A 22,607-nucleotide genomic window follows, 5' to 3' on the forward strand; every position below is an offset into this window, starting at 1 on the left:
AATCTAGACGTCCACGTCAGGCTCTGTATGAAGAGATGCTGCTGCCACAAAGACGCGAATGGATAAGAAAGCCCGTTTTTATCGCAGCTAAATGATGACCTTTTGCCATTCAATGCAAAGCTCTAGGAAATAAGGTTCGTGTTCCTTGTACACCTTCGATTCCGTGGAGTGCCTTTCTTTATATAAAAAATGAAATCATTTAATTAAAAAATAACACCTATAGGGGGTGAGGGGTTTGGAGACCAGTCCGTCATCTAGGCGAGAGATGAAGATAACGGAAAAAACTGAATCAAATCATGAAGAAGTCCATCCTCCCTCGCGTGGCGAGGAGGGGTACAAACGGACTTATTAACTGGGAGATGGTAGACCATGGTGAAGTTAAACGAACAAACGAGAGAAGAATATATGAATCAAGTCATGGCAGCTGCAATGAAAGGAAATATCGATGAATTTCGTTTCCTATTCTTAGAACTGCATCCTGCGGATCAAACGGATGTATTCTTGCATCTGGAAGAAAATGAACGTAAACAAGTTTATGAATTTTTAAGTCCTGAAGAATTTGCAGAGATTTTTGAAGGAATGGAAATAGAGGAGCAGCTAGAGATCGTCAGCGAATTGAATGGTCACTATGCTGCAGAAATGTTTAATAATATGTACGCAGACGATGTGGCAGATTTCTTTAATGAACTGCCGGCAGATCAATCCGCTGAGATCCTGCAGGCTATGAACAAAGAAGAAGCAGAAGATGTTAAAGAGCTGTTGACATACGAAGAAGGTACGGCCGGCTCCATTATGACAAAGGAATTCATCTCCATAAAAATGAGCGATACGGTAGGAGATGTCATTCAACAGTTGCGCCGCGAAGGTCCTGGGGCAGAAACCATTTATTATTTATATGTAGTAAATGATATTGGCGGACTAGTTGGTGTTACCTCGATTCGTGACTTGATTACTTCTTCTGACGATGAAGTCATTGAGAATATAATGAGTACTCAAATCGTATCGGTACATGTCACGACAGATCAAGAAGAGGTGGCTCTCTTAATTCAAAAATACGACTTTTTTGCTGCACCCGTTGTCACGGAGCATAATATTCTAGTCGGTATCGTGACTGTGGACGATGTGCTTGACGTTTTGGAAGAAGAGGCTGATGAAGATATTGGGGAGATTACAGCTTCAAGAGGTTCGACGGATATGACCCTGACTTCTGCGCAAGCAGCTTTAAGGAGAGCTCCATGGATTATTTTACTCATGTTTTTTGGACTGTTTACGGCTGAAGTCATTGGTAGGTTTGAAGAGACGTTACAAACAGTCGTTCTTTTGGCCGCGTTCATTCCAATGATTATGGGATCGGCGGGTAATACCGGCACACAATCTCTCGCTGTTTCTGTGCGCGCTCTAGCGACTGGCTCATTGGAAAAAAGAGGGTTATGGAAGACGATTGTACGTGAGTTTTCAACTGGATTGCTCATTGGACTCATGTCTGGAGCTGTCATCACTCTTTTATTAACCATTTTTTATGGAGACTCGTTACTTGGTCTGATTGTCGGTCTCTCTATTGTTTTTTCTTTAGGCACTGCGAGCGTCGTAGGTTCTACAGTCCCGCTTGCGATCAATAAATTGAAATTGGATCCCGCTATTGCGTCCGGTCCATTCATTACTACATTAAATGATATTGTTAGCTTGCTTATATATTTTACGGTTGCTACCACTTTTCTACAATATCTGTAGAGATTGTACGTTCTCTATACAAGGTTTGAGCTGGTGATCTGAAACAGGGAGACGAACAAGTCATCATTTGTTGAGATTCTCTATAAAAAAGCGTTTACAAAGATACTCTCTTTCTCGTACAATGAGGGTAACTTAGGAAAGGAGGAAGGGAATATGGATGAACATTACGAATCCTTTTACAAGCAAGAAGGACCCTTCTATCCTGCGGAAGAGTATCGGATGGACAGTTGGAAAAGAGCTGTTCAAGATGTCATAAATGATGTAATTGTAGATGCATTACAATATAAGATCGATGAGAGAGAGCCTCTTCTGCTGACGGAGTTGTTTAAGACAAAGTGGCAAACCCAATTAGCGTTGAGCTGGTTCCGTCATGAAACTGCTTATTATCTTTGGCTTGTCCAAGTATCAGGACTGCTGCTTCCCTTACTTGAAAGGGAGACGGGCTCTTTTAAAGGATGGGTGCAATATCGGAAGTACCCGAAAGCTTGGAGTTCCCAGCATTACACATTGCCTTTGATAGAGGATAAAGACAATTGGAAACTGTATATTTTCGAAAAGAATCCTCATCTCCTCGCGCGTACGGTTCGTACGATCACAGAATTAGCTAATGCAGGCAGTGGACCGCTCCCAGTGAGTATCCATCTCCATTCCTTAGAAGACGGCCATTCTAATATTTATCATACGACTTGAATAGATAAGAGAAAGCAGGACCGATGTTCATCGGTCCTGCTTTTCTATATGGAATAAAGGTCCCTGTAAGTCTTCTTCTTTCCTAACTATTCGCTCGACGGCTGCGGTCTCAACAGCTGTTTTAAGATAGACTGATTGGTAGTTAAGTCTTCAAGTGTGTAGCTGTCAAGTACTGTTAAATAGGCATTCAATGCTTCTTTTAGCACTCCTCGTAAACGACAATGTCCAGTAAGGACACAAGCACTGTTTGTTTCATCAAAGCATTCGACGAGTGATAAATTATCTTCTGTCTGTCTGACCACCCACCCGATATTAATATCAGCTGGATCTTTCGCTAGTCGAATACCGCCGTTTCGACCTTTGATGGATTCAACCAAACCAAGTTTCGCAAGTTCATGAACCACTTTGGTCAAGTGGTTATAGGAAATACGATATGTTTCCGATATTTTTTTAACACTCGAGAGGTCGGTTCTCGGTATCGTGTTTAAATAAATAAGCACCCGCAGGGAATAGTCGGTGTAGGAAGTTAATTGCATACTATAACGCTCCATCTATTTAGCTCTGTTGAGCAGAGCATGTATTTTATGTGAAATGAGTTCTTTTTTATTTTAACATATCTTCACGAAGTTGCCATAAAATATGCATTTATGATATTGATTTAAAATATGAGAGTGATAAAATTAATTATGTATTAGAGATGCATATTAAAAGGAGTGCTTTCGTATGAGTCAAAGCCAAACTGCATTAAACCCAAAAGTGATTGAAATTGTAAAAGCAACCGCTCCCATATTAGAGGAAAGAGGAGCAGAGATTACTACTCATTTTTACAAAAGAATGTTTAAAAATAACCCTGAGCTGCTGAATGTTTTTAACCAAACAAACCAAAAGAAGGGACGTCAGCCAGAAGCACTTGCAAACACAGTATTGGCTGCAGCTAAAAATATTGACCAATTAGAGACATTGTTACCTGTCGTGAAACAAATTGCACACAAGCACCGCAGCTTGCAAATTAAACCGGAACAATACCCTATCGTTGGTGAGAATTTACTGGGCGCCATGAAAGAGGTGCTTGGAGAAGGAGCAACGGATGAAGTCATTGATGCGTGGGCTGAGGCGTATGGCATCATTGCTGACGTATTCATTTCGGTAGAGGCTGAGATGTATGAAGAAGCACAGAGCCAATCAGGCGGCTGGGACGGATTTCGGGCTTTCTCGGTTGTGAAAAAAGTGAAAGAAAGTGATGTCATTACTTCTTTCTATATGAAGCCAGTGGATGGAGGGTCCTTACCATCTTTTGAACCAGGTCAGTACATCACGGTGAAGGCAGGAATACCGGGCGAAGAATATGTACACTTGCGTCAATATTCATTATCCGATGCACCTGGAAAAGATTATTTCCGCATCAGTGTGAAACGTGAAGATGGACCCGATGATCTTCCGGATGGGAAAGTGTCTACTTATCTACACGACGTCGTAGAAGAGGGAGAAGTGCTTGAACTGACAGCGCCAGCTGGTGATTTTTACCTAGAACAGAGCGGACGTCCCGTTGTGCTTATTAGTGGAGGCGTAGGCCTTACCCCTCTCATGAGTATGTTTCATACGTTGGTTGACCACGGGCAACCGGTTACTTTTATTCAGGCAGCGCAATCTAGAAACCTTCATGCTTTTCACGACCATACGTCTCAGGTAGCGGACCAAAACGACAATGTTTCTTACTACGTCTGCTATGATCAATGGGGAGAAGCGGATGCGGAAGACACATATGTTCAAAAAGAGGGCAGAATAGAAAAAGAATGGCTCGCATCCTTGCTTCCGGAAGAGGAAGCGGATTACTACTTCTGCGGCCCTATTCCTTTTCTTAAAGCAATGAATAACATGTTAATTAAAGAGGTTGGAATTCCGGAAGAACGGGTACACTTTGAGTTCTTCGGACCGGCTGCTGATTTGAATTAAAAACGAGCAAGAGCCAGGATCTTTTCACAGGTCCTGGCTGCTTTTCTAATAACGATCTTTCTTCTCATCTTCAGTGTCTGACACGGAGTCTCGATTAAAATCATCAATTTCTTCTTCAAGTTGGGTGAGTATTTCCTCTTTCATTTCATTCATTTGCTTATTTCTTCTTTGTCTTCGCTCTTTCCTCAAGTCCTGCGTAAACATTTTTAACATGGAGATAATCATTATTGCCATAATAATAGAAAATGGCAAAGCAGCCACAATGGATGCAGTCTGTAACCCTTCTAACCCGTTGGACAGCAATAAAACAGACGCTGTTCCGGCTATGAGGATGCCCCAAGTAATCTTAGTAAATAAGGTCGGATCTAAACTGCCTCGCGATGTCATAGCTCCTAATGTATAGGAAGCGGAATCGGCGGAGGTGATGAAGAAAATAAGGATCAATATAATGGCCAAACCGTTCGTTAATCCAGAGAGAGGAAACTCCTGTAAAGTTACGAACAGAGCAAGTTCTACCGTTTCTGTTACAATGTCGGCTACGGGAGCAACTCCATTCATTTCAAGCCCTAATGCAGAACCGCCAAATACACTGAACCAAATGACTGCTAAGAGAGAAGGAACGAGCAGGACTCCTCCGATAAATTCACGAATTGTTCTTCCCCTTGAGATACGTGCAATGAACATTCCCATAAACGGAGCCCAGGAAATATGCCAAGCCCAGTAAAAAATCGTGTTCGTCCCAAGCCAACTGCTTTCCGTGAACGGTGTCATGGTCAAGCTCATAGGTACAAAATTCGCAATGTAGGCACCGAGAGAAGTTGTAAACGTTTCTAACAAATAGATGGTCGGGCCTAGAAAAATAGTGAACAATAATAACAGGCCTGCGACAGTTAAATTAATAATACTGAGATAGCGAATACCTTTGTCCAGTCCGGATGCCGCTGAAATCATAAAAAGCACGGACACAATGGCAATAATAATGAGCTGGGTGGCAGCCGTATTTGGAATACCGGTTAAATAAGATAAGCCTCCACTGATCTGCATGGCACTTAATCCAAAGGTTGTTGCTACGCCCGTGGAAGTTGCCAACACGGCGAGAATATCAATACCTTGTCCCAGCTTCCCACGGACACGATCTCCAAAAAGAGGATAGAAGGCAGAACTGATCAGAGCAGGTTGACCTTTTCTAAATTGTACATAACCCAAAGCCAGAGCGACTAAAGAAAAAATGGCCCATGGATGGAAAGCCCAGTGGAATATACTATAGTTGAGGCCTAACTGGGCTGCTTCGGCTTGTGTTTCTAAATCTCTTCCTAGGGGAGTATCCAAGTAGTATAAAACCGGCTCCGCCACTCCCCAAAATACGAAACCCACTCCTATTCCTGCTGAGAACAACATTCCGAGCCAGGAGTAAAAAGAGTATTCGGGACGGTCTTCCGGCTGACCAAGTCTTAGTTTTCCATAAGGACTAACAGCTAGAAAAATAATGAATGAGACAAAAAAAGCAGCTATGATCATGTAAAACCAGCCGAAGTTCTCAATCGTAAAATTCAGCGATTGTGAAGCGACTTCCGCTAATTGATTTGGTCGGACAAATCCCCAAATAACAAAGGCTAGAACAAAAATGGTAGAAATAATAAAGACGATGCCAGGCTTTTCTGTTTCATATGTATAGCTGTCTTTTGGCATGGTGGTCACACTCCTTCGATAAGTACTGGAGGGTTTTGTGAAGAGTCTCGTCTTTTCAGCGGTTTTACAGCTCTTGTCATCAAGTACTTTCTTCAAAGCGCTTTAAGTCGTTGTTATGACCGATAACAAATAACACATCTCTTTGTTGTAGAATGTCATCCGCAGCTGGGGAAATATTGATGTTTTTTCCACGCTTGATACCTAAGATGGTTACACCGTACTTAGCTCGTATATCAAGTTCAGCTAATGTTTTCTTGTTCATTGACTTAGGAACGGAAATTTCAACAATCGAAAAATCTCTTGATAATTCAATGTGATCGATGACTTTATCGGACATGAGATGCTGGGCCACGCGATTTCCCATATCATGCTCCGGGTGGATAATTTTATCGGCACCAATTTTATCAAGTACTTTGTGGTGGTGAGCATTCTGGGCTTTGGACCAAACCGATTCAATTCCCATTTCTTTTAAGAGAAGGGTACAAAGAATGCTAGCTTGAAGGTTGTCACCAATGGCAACAATTACATGATCAAAATTCGTAATCCCAAGCTCTCGAAGTGCTTTTTCGTCCGTTCCGTCGGCTACAGCACTATGTGTGGAATCATTAACCATCTCATTAACCTTCGAGGGGTTGATATCGATAGCCAAAACATCGTGTCCTAGTTTATAAAGTTCCCTGCTGACACTTATTCCAAAACGCCCTAATCCAATAACTGCAAATTGTTTTTTCACAGCTGATCTCCTTCCTTGCTATAACCCCTTCTAAGTAAAGCATAAGCGCCTTGCTTAGCTGCGACAGGTATTCGGTATATGGGATGGATGTATCAGGTCCGCCATTTCATCGTTAGAGAGGACACAGGCGGTGGTCTTTCTTATCCCATACCTTCTAAGATAATTGTAATGTACGCGGAGATCAAAGAGTTTGTCAATCCTTCCTTTATCACTTATCCACCCCTGATAAACGCTTCTCTCCTTCTGGAGCAATAGTGACGTGAAAGTTATCTATGAAGAATGGAATCTGCTTCTAAGGGAGAACGTCGCGAGAAATAAGCATCCATGCAGTGACGGGTCTGGCGTTTTAAGTTAGCATTTAAGTAACTGCTTTTCCCTTCATACCCCCGGCAAACGTAAGAATAACGAGAAAACATTCCGTCATTCTCTTCAAAATTCACACGAATTCGGTGTTTACGCATAAATTGTTTAATAAGATGCATGTCTTTATGAAGTCTTTCCAATGCGTGTTGAATCATATGCAAATAAGGGTCTTTTACTTTAAAAGAACTCTTTTCAAACCGTTGTATATCTTGTTCTAATACTCTTTTAACAAGAGGAAGTAAAATGGAATAATGAATCATTATATGTTCTTCTTCATCAATATGCATGCAATCCCCTCCTCCGAAAACGAACACTAGTTTGCTTATTATTATAACGAATATATGTTCTTATGCACAAGCGGAATTTTTTGACTTTTAAGCAATTTAGTTTAAAAAGTCAAACAACTTTCGTATAATATAAGAAAGCGCATACAAAAATAAGAATGTGCTTTGAATAAGCTGTTTTCCCCAACGTTGTGCTTTTAGTCGCAGGGATGGCTAGGCGGTTGGCGAGTGCTCTCCTCACATATACATGGAACCTTCGCTCAAGCTTTCGACATTGTGTTGCGCTCAAGATGTATTCTTTACAAAGGAGACCACTTTCACTCTTGGAAACTCGCCACACTCAAGGATGTGTCGCTTGCGTTTCTCTAGTAGAAGTATTCGGCCAGCGATTCCTTTCCTCACTAAAGCTGCAACCTTTTAGAAAACGGCGTTTAAAAAGAATTTTTACCGCGTAAGTGAGAAAATGCGCGCGCATGCCAGTGGATAACAGGCAAGAGGGAGGGGGGCGGAGCTGTTCTGATTTTATGGAAGTTAGAAAAGAGGAATATCAGCCCGCATTTCTAGCAAGGTCGACACATATGTATGTAACAACACATCAAAACTTAAAGCTTACAACGAGTAGAAGAAAGAACAATATGAAAAAGAACTGTTATCTAAAAGGAATTCACATTCGGGATATCGACTGAAAAGCTGAATCAGTCATGTGAAAGGGAATAAAAATGAAGGATGATTGTGAGTAAATGCGTTTAGAGGAAGAGGCAGGCGGGTATGTTTTCAGTAACGAACAAAGCTGAAACCCGGGCCAGTACTTCATGCGCGCGTCGCCCGCCAATGAACATGTGAAAAGCCAAAGCCGGGACTCCGGTGAAAGGATAGGGGGTTCGACGAAAAATGTTACATCCTACTCATGAGCAGCATTTTATGAAGAAGGTAAAGTCTGCGAAGAATGGCAGACGACCATCGAGGCAGGTTCTTCAGTCGTTATATGCACAGATGACCATGGAGTATGCTGTTTTTGAATTTAATAAAAAGCGGCTGCAGCGCATGATTGATGAAGCTTTAGACCAGGAAAACCCGGATCAGTTTGAAGAATTAACAGCAGAGTATAATGCACTCATCGAAGAATATCAAGATGGAAAAACCATCACAGAACAAGGATATGAAATAGAACTAGATTTTAAACTTCAATAATTATGAGACGCAGTTATTATGCGCATATATAAGAGCGCCAGCTTATTTCAATAAGCTGGCGATTTTTTTAGTTTAGGAATTTTAAAAGCTATTCGTTAGTGGATAAATTGTTTCCTTCGGCCCGTCCATGGAAAGGAAAGAGCTTGTCCATATGCTAAAGCGTTGCCCTGCGGCTAAGAAGACACAGTGAAAGCAAACATAGTGAAGCTTGAACTGATGTCGCACTTGTGCCCGTGGTGAAAGCGGAATGTTTTTCAACTGACTAACACCTTTTGAATCAGCCCCTTTTCGGGGATCTTTTTTTCATTTCAATGAATGGAGGCCAGGCTCCTAAAATGAATCTCTATCTCATATACATGGATAGAGACTATAGAAGGGGAGACTGGCATGAACAAAACATTTATCATGGGAACACTGCTTTTAACAACAGCAGCCTTTTTAGGGGAATGTCTAGAATTTTTGATAAACATGCTGTTAGCACGTGAATTGGGAGAAACAGGGCTTGGGATGTATATGTCTATCCTGCCAACCATTGTATTTCTTATCGTGATTGCCAGCATGGAGCTTCCTGTATCCGTCTCGAAAGCTGTAGCTGAACGGGAAACGAAGTATCACCTCAGCTTATTGTCCCATACCTTGCGTTTCACTGTGGCGTTTACGTTAGCGTGTTTAGCTGCTGCTTTTCTCGTATTTCCGCTTATCCCTGTTTTTGCCTCTTATCATACATCGCTTCCCTATTTATTGTTGATTCTTATTCCGGTTATTTCTTTATCTTCTGTGGCTCGAGGGTACTTTATGGGAGTACAGCGGATGGGAAAGATTGCACTTGCTAACTTTTTAAGAAGAGCTATTCAGCTGGTGCTGTTGATAGCGGTCTTTCGATGGTTTCATTTTGAAGAAGAACTAGCTATTTTAATTAGCCTCGCTACATTGATCGCCACGGAAGTAGTTGTGTTTGTCTATTTAATACTCTGTTATCAAAAAGAAATAAGACAAATGAAAAAAGAGACCACGGCCTCTCCCTTGCCGAAACGTTCTGTCTTACAGACGCTGTTAAATGTGTCGCTTCCGACGACAGGGTTGCGTATTTTTCACGCCGCCTCATTTGCTGCGAAACCATTTTTAATCAAAGTAGCTTTAATGAACGCTGGCGTAATGGAACAAGAAGCAACCATTCAATACGGGAAGCTTGCCGGCGTCGCATTTACGATTGGTTTTTTTCCAGCTTTTATCGCTCATTCGCTGCTTATAATTCTCATTCCGACTGTAGCTGAATCTTACGCTAAAAAAGATATTCTATCTCTTCATTCCCTACTTCAGAAAATACTGTTCTTCACGTTAGTATACGCAGCACCCGCAGCAGCTATTTTTTACTTCTTTTCGGGAGAATTGACGAGCTTATTTTTTGAAGACTCTCCCGCCGTCGTTTACTTGCAGTTGCTTGTACCTTATTTCTTTTTTCATTTCTTTGCCATACCGATGCAAGCATTTTTAATAGGTCTTGGGTTAGTAAGGGATGCTTTTCTGCATTCGGTCTGGTCGACGACTCTGTCTTTTGTGTTAATGTATATGCTTGGTTCTATGCCTGTTTTTCAGATGGATGGCATTATTATTGGAATGAATACAGGAGTGGTGGTACTGACATTGCTGCACTACACCGCAATTCGCCGTCAAATGGAACAACCGATTCGCTTTCGGGTATACGAAATGTATGAGAAGAAGCTGCATTAAGAAAAATATTTCCTGAGATGGTGTAAGCCGTCACGATCAGCTATACTATATGTTAGAATGATATCATCGTGACTCAGGGAGGAAGAACTGTGATACTATCAGACCAAACAATTAAGAACATGATGGAGAAGGAAGAATTATCGATATCCCCTTATGAACCGCATCAAATCCAGCCGGCATCGGTTGACATTCGATTAGGCACCCATTTCTTAAAAATAGATGAAAACGCAATCGAAGCTATAGCCTTGGACGAACCGGCTAAATATGTAGAATTTGAAAGTGATGAAGTAATTATTCCACCAAACTCTTTCCTGTTGGCGACTACGAAGGAGTACGTAAAGCTCCCAAACCACGTAACTGCGTTTGTGGAGGGCCGAAGCTCGATTGGAAGAATGGGCTTGTTCATCCAGAATGCTGGGTGGGTCGATCCAGGTTTTGAGGGAGAGATCACGTTGGAATTATATAACGCGAATAGGCTCCCAATTCGTTTAATTGCTGGACGGCGGATCGCTCAGCTTGTCCTTGCGTTTATGGACCAAAAAGCAGCTTCCCCATATCAAGGCAAATATCAAGGACAGCGTAATGCTGTAGGCAGCCAAGTATATTTAGATCAAGAAGTCCAAAAATAGTTGAATGAGGAAAGCGGTAGCCCCTTTGAAAGAGGGGCTGTTTTCATGCTTTTCTAAGAAGGTATAGGATGTGCAGGACAAGCATGAGACGCCGGCCGATCGAGGTCGCTTCTAACCGGCCAGCAGCGTATTTCTGTACTTTTCAGCGCTTCTCACGGCTAACGGTCTGCTTGAGCTCCAACCCTCTTAAAAGCGAAGAGAGCATGAAAATGTTATAATGACTAGGTATATTTTGTCTAACACTTTTCCCGACAAGGGTATAAATAGATAGAGAAAGAAGGTAATTGTCTTGAGTTTTGCTGATGAGAAAGCAGTTGTTGTATTTAGCGGCGGTCAGGACAGTACAACCTGTTTGTTTTGGGCGCTCGAACGATTTCAAGAAGTGAGCGCTATAACTTTTGATTACGGACAACGTCATCGAAAAGAGCTGGAAGTAGCGGCAGAGATCGCGGAAGAATTAGGCGTAGATCACCATGTGCTGGATATGACATTATTAAATCAACTAGCCCCAAATGCTTTGACGAGGGAAGAGATAGAAGTATCAGAAGGGGAAGAGGGAGAACTTCCTAACACATTTGTGGAAGGAAGAAATCTTTTGTTCTTTTCTTTTGCGGCCATTGCCGCTTCTCAAAAAGGAGCAAAGCACGTGGTAACTGGTGTATCACAGACAGACTATAGTGGCTATCCGGACTGTCGTGACTCTTTTGTGAAATCGCTGAATGTTACTCTAAATTTAGCAACCGACAAGGAGTTTGTCCTTCATACCCCGCTGATGTGGCTTGATAAGAAAGAAACATGGGAACTGGCAGACCGATTGGGCCGGCTTTCTTACGTGAAAGAGAAAACATTAACCTGCTATAACGGTATTCGCGGAGAAGGCTGCGGTGAATGCCCTGCCTGCCACCTCCGCCATGCGGGATATAAAGAATATATGAAAGAAAAGGAGCGGTAAGAGTCATGCTTCATCAATTTTATCCGCAAGTTCCGCATCCTTACCGATTTGAATTAAACAAAGACATGCATATTGCGGCAGCACATTTTATTCCTGCTCGTTCTGCTGGAAAGTGCGCAAATATACATGGCCATACGTATGTGATTAACTTAACCATCGCTGGTGATGATTTAGATAACACAGGATTTTTGGTCAACTTTAAAACGTTAAAAGATGTGGTTCATAAGCGATTTGACCATACGCTTTTAAACGAGGATGATCAATTTGGCAGTGAAGAAGAAGACTCTGCCGACACATTTCCAACAACAGAAGTAGTGGCTCGCACTATTTGGCAAATGGTTCAATCAGAGCTTGATAAAAAGCAGAATAAACCGCGCTGTGTCCAAGTGCTTGTCCGGGAAACACCAACCAGCTATGTTGTGTATCGTCCGAAGGAAGGGGACTTTCGATGAAAAAGATCCCTGTTCTTGAGATTTTTGGCCCAACCATCCAAGGGGAAGGCATGGTCATTGGCCAAAAAACGATGTTTGTTCGTACGGGGGGTTGTGACTATCGCTGCAGCTGGTGTGACTCAGCTTTCACTTGGGATGGTTCTCAAAAAGCCGAGCTATTAACAGCAGAAGAAATAGTAAACAGACTCAGAGAAACAGGCGGTACTTCCTTTAACCACGTAACGCTATCTGGCGGGAATCCAGCACTTCATCAAGGAATAGAAGAAGTGATCGCAATGCTGAAGGACGAAGGTGTGCGAACAGCGGTAGAAACACAAGGATCGATCTGGCAGGATTGGATGATAGACATTGATGATGTCACCATTTCACCTAAGCCGCCCAGCTCACGCATGAAGACGGATTGGGAAAAACTGGATCATTATATCAATCATCTAAAAGACCGTCCCGGAAAAAGAACGAGTATAAAAGTAGTTATTTTTGATGAAAGTGACCTGCGCTATGCGGAAGCCGTTCATTCACGTTACCCGGATGTGCCAATGTATTTACAGACAGGAAACCCACACCTGGACGCGGCAGAAGGGGAGTGGCTGTTGAAGCAGCTGTTATTGAACTATGAATGGCTGGTGAATCAGGTTATTGCCTCTGATCGTTTAAATGAAGTGAAAGTTCTCCCACAGCTTCATACATTGCTATGGGGAAACAAGCAAGGAGTGTAAATGATGACGGAAAGAAAAGGCGTTGAAAACCTCTCCCACTTAGGGAGTGAAGACACGAAATATACGTTTGAATATGATCCGACTCTTCTAGAGACATTTGAGAATAATCATCCGAACCGCGATTACTTTGTGAAATTTAATTGCCCTGAATTTACGACGCTTTGTCCGAAAACGGGACAGCCAGATTTCGGGACTATTTATATTAGCTACATCCCTGATGAAAAAATGGTAGAAAGTAAGTCACTGAAGCTATATCTGTTTAGCTTTCGTAATCATGGTGGTTTTCATGAAGACGCGATGAATGTCATCTTGAATGATCTATTAGAGTTAATGGATCCTCGTTATATTGAAGTTTGGGGGAAGTTCACCCCGCGTGGCGGTATTTCGATTGATCCTTATGTCAACTACGGGAAACCGGGAACGAAATATGAAGATATGGCGGCACAGCGGCTTATGTATCATGACATGTATCCCGAAAAAATTGATAACCGATAACTCTACATGAGGACAGACATGAGACAGAAGAGCGATACAGCTTTCACATCTAATAAACCTATTGAGAAAGGTCTCAATGGGTTTATTTTTTTACCTCTTCTTTTGTCATAAGGCGATTGAATCAACCTCCATTTGGTTTATCGAAAGTTCATGTGTTTTCCCCTTGAAAAGAGAGGGAATACATACATAAAAATATGTATGTCATGGCGGGTGCCGGATGGGAGGGAGACAGATGCGGACAAAACTGTTTGCTGCTTTGTTCATGCTTTTTATATTTCTGACTGGTTGTCAGATGGAGATGAATAAAAATATAAGAGAACAGCAGGATATTGTTTTCTCCAGCCTTACGTTATTAATGATTGGTATCTTTACGACTGCTCTTTTATTTGTCTGGTTCTTCTGGCGTAACCGTGATGGATTACGAACGGACCTCCCGGGTGATGGCAGGGCCGAACATAGAAGTCTAGAAGTGACATGGGCCTTGCTCCCCGTTGTATTGCTAGCGATTCTAGCCGTTCCCATTCTATTACAAACGTATCATTTAGAAACGAAAGCAGATGAAGAAGAGTATCACATACGAGTAACTGTTCAGCAAAACAACTGGCAGTTTCACTATCCAGAAGAAGATGTACGCCATTCTCCTGTTCTATATGTACCGGCCAATCAGAAGGTTGTAGTTCAATTACAAGCAGAGGAGCACATCCATTCCTTTTGGATTCCTGCGTTAGATGTGAAGAAGAAAGTCATGCCAGGGAAAGCCAATACGCTTTATTTGGAAACGGGAATGCCTAATGTGTATGAAGGAAAATGTGTAGACATGTATGGTAACCCTAACAAGGAGAATTGTTTCCAAGTTATCGTTCTTGAGGAAGAATCATTTCATAAGTGGATGGAAGCAGAGAAAAACACTGGGGGTCCCTGACTAAGGGACTTCAAATTGTGTGCATAAAAAAACCAAACAAAACGCTTCCGATTATCAATTTAGATAGTCGGAAGCGTTTTAATCTACAGAGCTGAGCCCCGTCACTGTTTCACTGCCAAAGACGGTTGATCAGCTGCAGAAAGGCGGGCTTCTTTTTTCAATTCGTCCATTTCTCCATGAATGAGTTCATAACGGATATGTCCAGATTCATAGAATTTTTCTATTCGTTTCTGGTAATTCTCTTTTGTGCGAGATGGCAGGTTTTTCATAGAGACCGCCATTTCTGATGCTTTCTGACGGGCGGTATTCCCATTGACTGGTGTGGTGAGAAAGGTGGTGAAGAAAGCCCCAAGAAAACTTAAACCAGCTCCAGAAAGAAGACTTTTCATGTCTGTCTTTCTTTTTGCTTCAGATGGTTTTCGTGTCATACGGAATCGTTCCCTTGTTTTAATTCTTTTAAGGCTTTCCGTTTTTGGAAAAGGAAATAAGCAAGGGATGCTACTCCGTAAATACCGCCTAAATCTCTCTTATCTACTTTTTCTTTTCCTTCTTCCGTATTTTGCTTCATCGACTTCGTTACATCAACTAAGGAAGAGGATAGCTTACGAGAGGCCTCTCCCGCATCACCAAGGATGTAAAACAGTGGATTGAGAGCCCGGAGTTTTTCATTCACATCAGCAAGTGTGTCATTGCTGTTATGAATGACAGTCCCAGTCTCTTTCATCACTTCATCCAATTGATCTGGTAATTTTTCAACCGTTTCGTTTACCCCGTTGAGCACATTGCTTAAATTATTAAGTGCTCGAATAAGAAATATAACGAGTACGACGAAGGCAATGGCAATGATAAGTACACTAATTCCTACTAGATCCATTCAATATCCCTCCAATATGTTTCCAGATGAAAATAAGACAACCCCGCCGTGGAACATCATTCGACAGAGAGTACAAAATTCCTTCTGGAAAATTGTTTCGTTTTCTGCGATGTTTCTAAATATTTGTCTTTTACTACTGTACCCATGGTTTTCATTGTTCAAACGCTTGTAATCTGATCAACGTTCACCCAAAGTACTCGTTATATATCTTACTATACGCTACTGCTGAATCGATATCTAGTTGTGTGATCCCGCCTTCATCCAACGTGGAAAGACGAATCGTGACCGTACGATGGTCGATAGTAATGTGAGGATGATGATTCATTTTTTCTGCTTGAGACGCAATTTTTTCAACGAAAGCAATCCCTGTAAGGAATTCTCTAAAGGTAAAACGTCTTTCAATCGTTTTTGCATCTGCTCGTTTCCAGCCGTCAAGCTCTTGTAGTTTTTGTTCAATTTCTTCATTCTCTAACGTTCCCATTCTGTTCCTCCTTCTTAGTATAAGGGTTTGATAAAGTACTTCATTCCACCAATGGTTTATAAAAAAACGTGGATCCGAGGGAAGATTGTCAAGCATCAGGTTCAGTTATATACTTACATTAACCAATGTTTCAATATAGAGGAAGAAAATCATTTTTAGAGGGCAAAGAAAGAGCAGCCAGAGACCTTGAATAATGATATGCTTCGGACCCGGTCGACAAATGGTCAATCGAATCTTGACAAAAATCATGAATGTTCACCCCATAAAAATCACATGCTCAAGCTGTAAAAGATAAGGAAAGAAGAGAGTGGAAAATCATGAAACATCCCTTTGAATTCAAAGGATATTCTTATGAGGAAGCTGTGAAAGAAGCGGAGGAAACACTTGGAATTCCACGCGATCAGCTAGATATTCAACGGATCTCCGATACGAGAAGAGGTTTTCTTAGTTGGAAACAGCCGGCTGTCCATATTCGTGTCCAATTTAAAAATGAAAACGATACAAGCAGTCATAGAAAGAAGAGTTCTAGTGAGCGGATGGAAGGGAAGGCTTGGATAGAAGATGGACAGATTATCTTTCAACCGAATGATCACCAACTGCCTCTGTGTAAGCCTTCTGATGATGTCTTCGTGTATCGGGACGGCAAATTGATAGAGGAACAAACCGTCATGAAAGCGGGAGAAACATGGACGGTGGAAGGGAACAAAGAATATAGGAAAACGAAGTGGTCTGTGACAGCAGATAGCGATAAGCTGCAGGCAATTTTGAAGGTGAGACCAGGATGTACGGTAATCAAAGAAGTGATCGACACAGCGCCTTCTGAACAGCTACATCTAAAAGTAAAAGAAGTTGAGCATATCGAGAATGAGCTAACAGTACAAGATATTGAGCAAGAGCTTAGAGATCAGAACATATCTTACGGGATCAACCAAGAGGCAATCGAATCGGCATGCAAGTCTGACAAAGAGCAAAGATTTGTCATTGCTGAAGGAGAGCCGCCGACGCATGGAACAGACGGAACACTTATGTATCAGTTTGAACTTCAACCGCAAAAGGTGGCACCTAAATTGCTAGACGGTGGGACAGTCGATTTTAGAGAGTCCACGTACATTCCAACGGTTCAACCAAAGGAGACGATTGCTTACATCATACCGCCAGAGCGAGGAAAAGACGGGACGGATATCTACGGAGAATCTATAAAAGCAAATGATGGCAAGCCTGTATCACTCCAGGAAGGGGAAGGGATTCAATACATAGCAACAGAAAATAGAATCATTGCTACAAAAGCAGGACGGCCTCATGCAGAAAACACAGGCAGTACGGTTCATCTCTCCATTGTTCCAAAATATGAACATAACGGTCATGTGAATATGGAGAGTGGAAATGTACAATTTGATGGCGACATCATTATACATGGGAACGTGGAAGATCAGATGAAGGTAGAAGCAGCAGGAGAGTTGATTGTTGAAGGGTATGCGACAAATGCGGTAGTAAAATCAGGTCATCGGATGTTTATTAATCAAAACGTAATCAATACTTCTATCTCTGCCGGGAATAGTAACCAAGTGTTGGCAGAGATAAGAGACAACATACTGGAAGAAGCAGATCAGATGTCTCAAATCATCCAAGCTCTTGAGCAGCTGAAGCAGTCTCCATCTTTCAAGGATGACAACACAAATATACAATCCTTGTTGAGTTTGTTATTCAATAAAAAGTTTCATCGCTTTGTTCCTAACATAAAGAAAATCATAATTTCTATCGAAAAAAAGAAAGATGTCTTGAACAAAGAGTGGCAATCTCTCGCGGCCCAGCTTTACCGAACGTTCGTTATCCTTCATAAAGACGGTGTGAAGTCGATAGATGACTTAAGAATGCTGCACAGACGCATGGTGTCATTACAGGAAGAGATCCAAACTACATCAAGCTCGAAGGCAGACGTCACTTTTTCCTATGGGATGAATAGTGATATAATTAGTAATAGTGATGTTCATGTCATTGGTAAAGGCTGCACCCACACCAAAATACGTGCAGATGGAAAAGTTACCATTGACCGAACGTTTGTCGGAGGTTCCATTTATGCGCGAGATAGAATTGAAATCGGAACAGCAGGCTCAAGAGCCGGAACCAAAACATGGCTTGAAGTGCCAGAGGATGGAGAAATTCGGATTAATCAAGCGATGGAAGATACAATCATTAAAATAGGCAACCGCCGATTCGAATGTCGTGTAGAAACCCGAAATATCTATGCCAGACTAGACAAGTCGGGTGAGCTGTTAATAAAATAAACAGGTCCAGGGCGTACAGACTGCACGCCCTCGGCCACTCATAAGATGCCCCCTCCCACTTACATAGTGTGAGGCCTTTCTCTAGAAATCATTTTGCTTGTTTTAAGCGGTTGACACGTTGTTTTAATTTTTTTACAATAAACATGCAGACTGACTAGTCGGTTTGGGTAGGTAGATTCCTTTTATCTGGAGAAGAAGAACCGAAGAATAATAAAAGAAAAAGGAGAAGGTGTCAGGATGTTTAAAAAAATACTTATCGCCAATCGCGGAGAAATCGCAGTACGCATCATCCGGGCCTGCCGAGAGTTAGGCATTGAAACAGTAGCGGTATACTCGGAAGCGGACCGTGAAGCTCTCCATGTTATGATGGCAGATGAAGCCTACTGTGTAGGTCCTCCGCCATCTCCGGATAGCTATTTGAAAAAGACGAATTTAATTGCCGCTGCATTAAAGACAGGGGCAGAAGCAATTCATCCCGGTTACGGGTTCTTAGCTGAAAATGCGGAATTTGCGGAGATATGTAAAGATCATGATATTGCATTTATCGGACCATCTGCGGAAGCGATCAATAAAATGGGCGCAAAAGCTGTAGCAAGGGACACAATGGAAGCGGCTGGTGTTCCGATTGTTCCTGGAACGGATGGTATCATTGAAAATGAAGAGGATGCATTAAAGACAGCGGAAGAGATTGGATACCCCGTTATTGTAAAAGCTACAGCCGGCGGCGGTGGAAAAGGAATGCGGGTTGCTAGAGACGCGGAGGATTTAAAAAATGCCATCAGCATGGCACAGCGCGAGGCGGCCACAGCCTTTGGAGATGCTGGTGTTTACATGGAAAAGTTTGTAGAGGAGCCAAGACACGTCGAGATTCAAATTATGGCTGACTCTCACGGTAACGTCGTACACTTTGGCGAGCGAGATTGCTCCATTCAAAGACGTCATCAAAAGCTTGTCGAAGAAGCACCGTCACCTGCTCTTGATGAAGACATAAGAATTGCAATGGGTGAAGCAGCAGTCAAAGCAGCAAAAGCTGTAGATTACTGTGGAGCGGGCACAGTAGAGTTTTTATTGGACAAACATAAGAAGTTTTATTTTATGGAGATGAACACACGCATTCAAGTGGAACACCCAGTGACAGAAGAAGTAACTGGAATTGATTTAATCAAAGAGCAAATACGTGCTGCCTCTGGTCAGCATCTCTCTATAAAACAGGAAGAGATTCAAATTGAGGGTTGGGCGATCGAGTGTCGTATCAACGCAGAGAACCCAGCAAAAGATTTCATGCCTTCCCCAGGAAAGATTGATATGTATCTTCCCCCAGGCGGGCTAGGTGTGCGGATTGACAGTGCAGTGTACCCAGGCTACACCATTGTCCCGTTTTATGACTCCATGGTAGCTAAGTTGATAGTGAGAGGAAAAACAAGAGAAGAAGCAGTACAACGGATGAAACGCGCACTATCTGAGTTTGTTGTCGAGGGAGTGGACACGACAATCCCGTTCCATTTAAAACTAATGGACCACCCGGCTTTTCAAAAGGGAGAGTTTAACACGACATTTCTTGAAAATCATAAAATTATGGACTGATCCCGGACAGAAGGCAGGTGTGTGGAGTGCCGCGTAAAACAACTAAAGAACGGATTATGGAAGCGGCTTTGCAGTTGTTTGAGGAAAATGGGTTTCATGCCGTCACCGTCGATAAAATTGTGAAGCAGAGTAATACGTCCAAAGGCGGCTTTTATCATAATTTCAAATCAAAAGATGAACTGTTATATATGATTCATGATTCCTTTATTACGTACGTTATTGACAAGGCAACGGAAGCCCATGATAGCTATAATACGCCGGCAGAGCAGTTGTATGAAACAATCCGTTCGTTCGTGAAGATGTTTGAGATGTACCGGGCTCACGTCACCGTATTTTATCAGGAAAGTCTATATTTAGCGCCTGATTATTTTAACAGTATTAAAAAAAAGCGTGATCGGTATAAAGACCTCATGTTTAAAGTAGTAAAAGAGGGTAAGAAAAAAAAGGAATTTCGCTCTGAGCTCCCTGTACCTATCACATCTATGGCGATTTTTGGAATGATTAATTGGACATATAAATGGTACAAAACTGAAGGAGAGTATTCGATCCAGGAGATAGCTGACATATATGCTGATTTAATCATGCAGGCAGTCTTAACGGAAGAAGCACGAAACAAACAAGACTACCAGCGCTTTTTCCTTTCATCGAATGTAAAAAGTTGAAGGAGTGTTATACATGTATAAAGTGAATGAAATAAAAGAGTTAATTCGAGCGGTGGATAAATCTGGAATTGGAGAGTTGGAAATTCGCGGCGAGAATAAAGAAAAGTTAATTATTAAAAAAGAAGGATCAGTAGAAGCTTCTGGTCAACAGGAGGCCCCTCAAGCACCTGCCGTGTCAGCACCACCAGCTCCTCCTGTGAAAGAAGAAGCAAATCAGACAGCAGTTAAAGAGGAAAAGACATCTGCTTCTGAAACGACGCAAACAGAAGAGAAAAAAGACGAAACATTACAGGAGATCACTGCCCCTATGGTTGGTACATTTTATCGGGCGCCTTCCCCGGATGCTGATCCCTACGTAAAAGAAGGTGATAAAATACAAGAAGACACTGTCGTCTGCATTGTAGAGGCTATGAAGCTGATGAATGAGCTTGAAGCAGAGGTGTCTGGAGAAATTGTAGAAATTCTTGTCGAAAATGGTGAATTGGTTGAGTACGGACAACCTCTATTCCTCGTAAGGCCGTAACTCCTGCAGAGAATATCATCAAGAGAATATACAGCGCCTGAATGTCATTGTGTTTGGGCGCTGACATTTTCATTAGGCTATAAGGAGGTTACATAAAATGAGCGATATTTTCGATCGTATTGACGAGATGGAAGAAAGAAGAGAGAAAGTGAAACTGGGCGGTGGAGAAAACAGAATTGATGCCCAGCATGATAGAGGAAAATTAACAGCTCGGGAAAGAATTGATATACTAGTAGATGAAGGAACGTTTACAGAAGTAAATCCTTTTATTGAACACCGGGGCATGGATTACGGAACGGTCGAAGCTCCCGGGGAAGGAGTAGTGACAGGGTACGCCAAAGTAGACGGAAGACTCATCTTTCTATTTGCCCAGGATTTTACCGTGTTTGGCGGTGCGCTTGGCGAAATGCACGCCTTAAAAATTTCCAAAATTATGGATCTTGCTGCTGAAAATGGAGCTCCGATCATTGGTCTAAATGACTCGGGAGGAGCACGTATTCAAGAAGGAGTCTTATCCTTGGATGGATATGGACATGTATTCTATCGCAATTCTATCTACTCCGGAGTGGTTCCGCAAATTTCTGTTATTATGGGTCCCTGCGCAGGAGGAGCGGTATATTCCCCTGCCATTACAGACTTTGTCTTTATGGTGGAGAAGACGAGCCAAATGTTTATCACTGGTCCAAAAGTTATTGAGACAGTGACAGGTGCAAAAATCAATAGTGAGGATCTCGGCGGGGCAAAAATACATTCAAGTAAAAGTGGTAATGCGCATTTTACCGCTCCGACAGAAGAAGAAATACTACAAGAAGTCCGTCGGTTAATCCAATATTTACCCTCTAATTACGAAGAAAAAGCTCCAAGAAAAGAAAGCGGACCGTCTGTGCCAGCAGTAGAAGAACGGCTTGATGACATATTGGATGTCGTACCGACAGACGGAACGAAAGTATATGATGTTCGCAAAGTCATCCAAATGCTGGTGGATGAGGAAGATTTCATGGAAGTACAGCCTAATTTTGCCAAGAACATTGTAGTAGGATTCGGTAGAATAAATGGAGAGACAGTCGGTGTCATAGCGAATAATCCTAAAATGATGGCCGGCGGTCTGGATATTGATTCATCAGATAAGTGCTCTCGATTCATACGTTTCTGTGATAGTTTTAATATCCCGCTCATTACGCTTGAAGATGTTAGCGGCTTTATTCCAGGCATTCAGCAAGAGCACGGAGGCATTATTCGTCACGGAGCGAAAATTTTATACGCTTATTCGGAAGCAACCGTACCTAAAATTACAGTAATCCTTCGGAAAGCCTACGGTGGAGCATATGTCGCGTTGAACAGTAAAGCAATAGGAGCAGACATGGTGTTCGCTTGGCCAAATGCAGAAATTGCAGTTATGGGGCCGGAAGGTGCGGCAAATATTATTTTTGCTAAAGATATAAAAGAAAGTCAGAATCCGGAAGAAACAAGGCAAGAAAAAATTCAGGAATACAGAGATCGTTTTGCCAATCCATACATTGCTGCAAGTAATGGGATGGTGGACGATGTAATAGACCCTCGTGATACACGTAAGTCATTGATAAACGCTCTGGATATGCTGAAGAACAAGAAAAAAGAGAATCCGAAGAAAAAGCACGGAAATATTCCTCTATAATTGAAATGGAAGG

General features: G+C 42.1%; 23 protein-coding genes. 16 read left to right on the forward strand and 7 right to left on the reverse strand.

Annotated elements, in window-relative coordinates:
- Positions 1–369 precede the first annotated feature (369 nt).
- Both mgtE and BM095_RS08695 read left to right on the forward strand, forming a co-directional pair.
- On the forward strand, positions 370–1,731 hold the full coding sequence (gene mgtE / locus BM095_RS08690; RefSeq protein ID WP_091660362.1) for a magnesium transporter: 1,362 nt from the start codon (positions 370–372) through the stop codon (positions 1,729–1,731).
- A gap of 153 nt (positions 1,732–1,884) precedes the next feature.
- Positions 1,885–2,421: a hypothetical protein gene (locus tag BM095_RS08695; protein ID WP_091660365.1), complete on the forward strand. Its 537-nt coding sequence runs from the start codon at positions 1,885–1,887 to the stop codon at positions 2,419–2,421.
- 86 nt (positions 2,422–2,507) lie between these two features.
- Here BM095_RS08695 and BM095_RS08700 read toward each other — a convergent pair whose 3' ends face one another.
- Positions 2,508–2,957: an Rrf2 family transcriptional regulator gene (locus tag BM095_RS08700; protein WP_091660367.1), complete on the reverse strand. Its 450-nt coding sequence runs from the start codon at positions 2,955–2,957 to the stop codon at positions 2,508–2,510.
- A 187-nt stretch (positions 2,958–3,144) separates the two neighbouring features.
- Between BM095_RS08700 and hmpA the strand changes: the two genes are divergently transcribed.
- The gene (gene hmpA / locus BM095_RS08705; protein WP_091660369.1) at positions 3,145–4,374 is read left to right on the forward strand and encodes an NO-inducible flavohemoprotein; all 1,230 of its coding nucleotides are present in this window, start codon (positions 3,145–3,147) and stop codon (positions 4,372–4,374) included.
- Positions 4,375–4,419: 45 nt separating this feature from the next.
- On the opposite strand, the gene BM095_RS08710 is transcribed toward hmpA, so the two are convergent.
- From BM095_RS08710 to BM095_RS08720, 3 genes are all read right to left on the reverse strand, one after another.
- Entirely contained in the window at positions 4,420–6,063 is a 1,644-nt protein-coding gene (locus tag BM095_RS08710; RefSeq protein WP_091660371.1) for a BCCT family transporter, read from the reverse strand.
- 79 nt (positions 6,064–6,142) lie between these two features.
- The gene (locus BM095_RS08715; RefSeq protein ID WP_091660374.1) at positions 6,143–6,796 is read right to left on the reverse strand and encodes a potassium channel family protein; all 654 of its coding nucleotides are present in this window, start codon (positions 6,794–6,796) and stop codon (positions 6,143–6,145) included.
- A gap of 266 nt (positions 6,797–7,062) precedes the next feature.
- Positions 7,063–7,446: a hypothetical protein gene (locus BM095_RS08720; RefSeq protein WP_091660376.1), complete on the reverse strand. Its 384-nt coding sequence runs from the start codon at positions 7,444–7,446 to the stop codon at positions 7,063–7,065.
- A gap of 888 nt (positions 7,447–8,334) precedes the next feature.
- Here BM095_RS08720 and BM095_RS08725 point away from each other — a divergent pair.
- The 8 genes from BM095_RS08725 to BM095_RS08760 all read left to right on the forward strand — a co-directional run bounded on the left by BM095_RS08725 (position 8,335) and on the right by BM095_RS08760 (position 14,531).
- Complete coding sequence (locus BM095_RS08725; protein ID WP_091660379.1) at positions 8,335–8,634, forward strand: IDEAL domain-containing protein; 300 nt, start codon at positions 8,335–8,337, stop codon at positions 8,632–8,634.
- 387 nt (positions 8,635–9,021) lie between these two features.
- Complete coding sequence (locus BM095_RS08730) at positions 9,022–10,365, forward strand: polysaccharide biosynthesis protein (RefSeq protein ID WP_091660381.1); 1,344 nt, start codon at positions 9,022–9,024, stop codon at positions 10,363–10,365.
- An 89-nt stretch (positions 10,366–10,454) separates the two neighbouring features.
- Entirely contained in the window at positions 10,455–10,994 is a 540-nt protein-coding gene (dcd, locus tag BM095_RS08735) for a dCTP deaminase (RefSeq protein WP_091660384.1), read from the forward strand.
- A gap of 289 nt (positions 10,995–11,283) precedes the next feature.
- On the forward strand, positions 11,284–11,946 hold the full coding sequence (queC, locus tag BM095_RS08740) for a 7-cyano-7-deazaguanine synthase QueC (RefSeq protein ID WP_091660386.1): 663 nt from the start codon (positions 11,284–11,286) through the stop codon (positions 11,944–11,946).
- A 5-nt stretch (positions 11,947–11,951) separates the two neighbouring features.
- Positions 11,952–12,398, forward strand: a complete 447-nt coding sequence (gene queD / locus BM095_RS08745; protein WP_091660389.1) for a 6-carboxytetrahydropterin synthase QueD — start codon at positions 11,952–11,954, stop codon at positions 12,396–12,398.
- Positions 12,395–13,114 carry a 7-carboxy-7-deazaguanine synthase QueE gene (queE, locus tag BM095_RS08750; protein WP_091660392.1) on the forward strand — a complete coding sequence of 240 codons (720 nt, stop codon included), beginning with the start codon at positions 12,395–12,397 and terminating at the stop codon, positions 13,112–13,114. Before queD ends, queE begins: the two co-directional genes overlap by 4 nt.
- A 3-nt stretch (positions 13,115–13,117) precedes the next feature.
- The gene (queF, locus tag BM095_RS08755) at positions 13,118–13,609 is read left to right on the forward strand and encodes a preQ(1) synthase (protein ID WP_091660395.1); all 492 of its coding nucleotides are present in this window, start codon (positions 13,118–13,120) and stop codon (positions 13,607–13,609) included.
- 232 nt (positions 13,610–13,841) lie between these two features.
- Positions 13,842–14,531 (forward strand): cytochrome c oxidase subunit II, encoded by a 690-nt coding sequence (locus tag BM095_RS08760; RefSeq protein WP_177194754.1) that lies wholly within the window; start codon positions 13,842–13,844, stop codon positions 14,529–14,531.
- A gap of 101 nt (positions 14,532–14,632) precedes the next feature.
- Here BM095_RS08760 and BM095_RS08765 read toward each other — a convergent pair whose 3' ends face one another.
- The 3 genes from BM095_RS08765 to BM095_RS08775 all read right to left on the reverse strand — a co-directional run bounded on the left by BM095_RS08765 (position 14,633) and on the right by BM095_RS08775 (position 15,886).
- Positions 14,633–14,959, reverse strand: a complete 327-nt coding sequence (locus tag BM095_RS08765) for a hypothetical protein (RefSeq protein ID WP_091660400.1) — start codon at positions 14,957–14,959, stop codon at positions 14,633–14,635.
- Positions 14,956–15,405, reverse strand: a complete 450-nt coding sequence (locus BM095_RS08770) for a DUF948 domain-containing protein (RefSeq protein ID WP_091660402.1) — start codon at positions 15,403–15,405, stop codon at positions 14,956–14,958. The genes BM095_RS08765 and BM095_RS08770 overlap by 4 nt, the downstream gene beginning before the upstream one ends.
- Positions 15,406–15,589: 184 nt before the next feature.
- Complete coding sequence (locus BM095_RS08775) at positions 15,590–15,886, reverse strand: 4a-hydroxytetrahydrobiopterin dehydratase (protein ID WP_091660405.1); 297 nt, start codon at positions 15,884–15,886, stop codon at positions 15,590–15,592.
- A 317-nt stretch (positions 15,887–16,203) separates the two neighbouring features.
- Here BM095_RS08775 and BM095_RS08780 point away from each other — a divergent pair, with 317 nt between their 5' ends.
- The 5 genes from BM095_RS08780 (at position 16,204) to BM095_RS08800 (ending at position 22,594) form a co-directional block, all read left to right on the forward strand.
- A complete protein-coding gene (locus tag BM095_RS08780; protein ID WP_091660408.1) occupies positions 16,204–18,171 on the forward strand; it encodes a flagellar assembly protein A in 1,968 nt (655 codons plus the stop codon).
- Positions 18,172–18,408: 237 nt separating this feature from the next.
- On the forward strand, positions 18,409–19,755 hold the full coding sequence (gene accC, locus BM095_RS08785) for an acetyl-CoA carboxylase biotin carboxylase subunit (protein ID WP_091660411.1): 1,347 nt from the start codon (positions 18,409–18,411) through the stop codon (positions 19,753–19,755).
- A gap of 26 nt (positions 19,756–19,781) precedes the next feature.
- Complete coding sequence (locus BM095_RS08790; protein WP_177194755.1) at positions 19,782–20,417, forward strand: TetR/AcrR family transcriptional regulator; 636 nt, start codon at positions 19,782–19,784, stop codon at positions 20,415–20,417.
- Positions 20,418–20,430: 13 nt separating this feature from the next.
- Complete coding sequence (gene accB / locus BM095_RS08795; RefSeq protein WP_091660413.1) at positions 20,431–20,940, forward strand: acetyl-CoA carboxylase biotin carboxyl carrier protein; 510 nt, start codon at positions 20,431–20,433, stop codon at positions 20,938–20,940.
- 97 nt (positions 20,941–21,037) lie between these two features.
- Complete coding sequence (locus BM095_RS08800) at positions 21,038–22,594, forward strand: acyl-CoA carboxylase subunit beta (protein ID WP_091660416.1); 1,557 nt, start codon at positions 21,038–21,040, stop codon at positions 22,592–22,594.
- The last annotated feature ends 13 nt before the right edge of the window (positions 22,595–22,607 follow it).

This window comes from Alteribacillus iranensis (assembly GCF_900113025.1).
Lineage (GTDB): Bacteria > Bacillota > Bacilli > Bacillales > Marinococcaceae > Alteribacillus_A > Alteribacillus_A iranensis.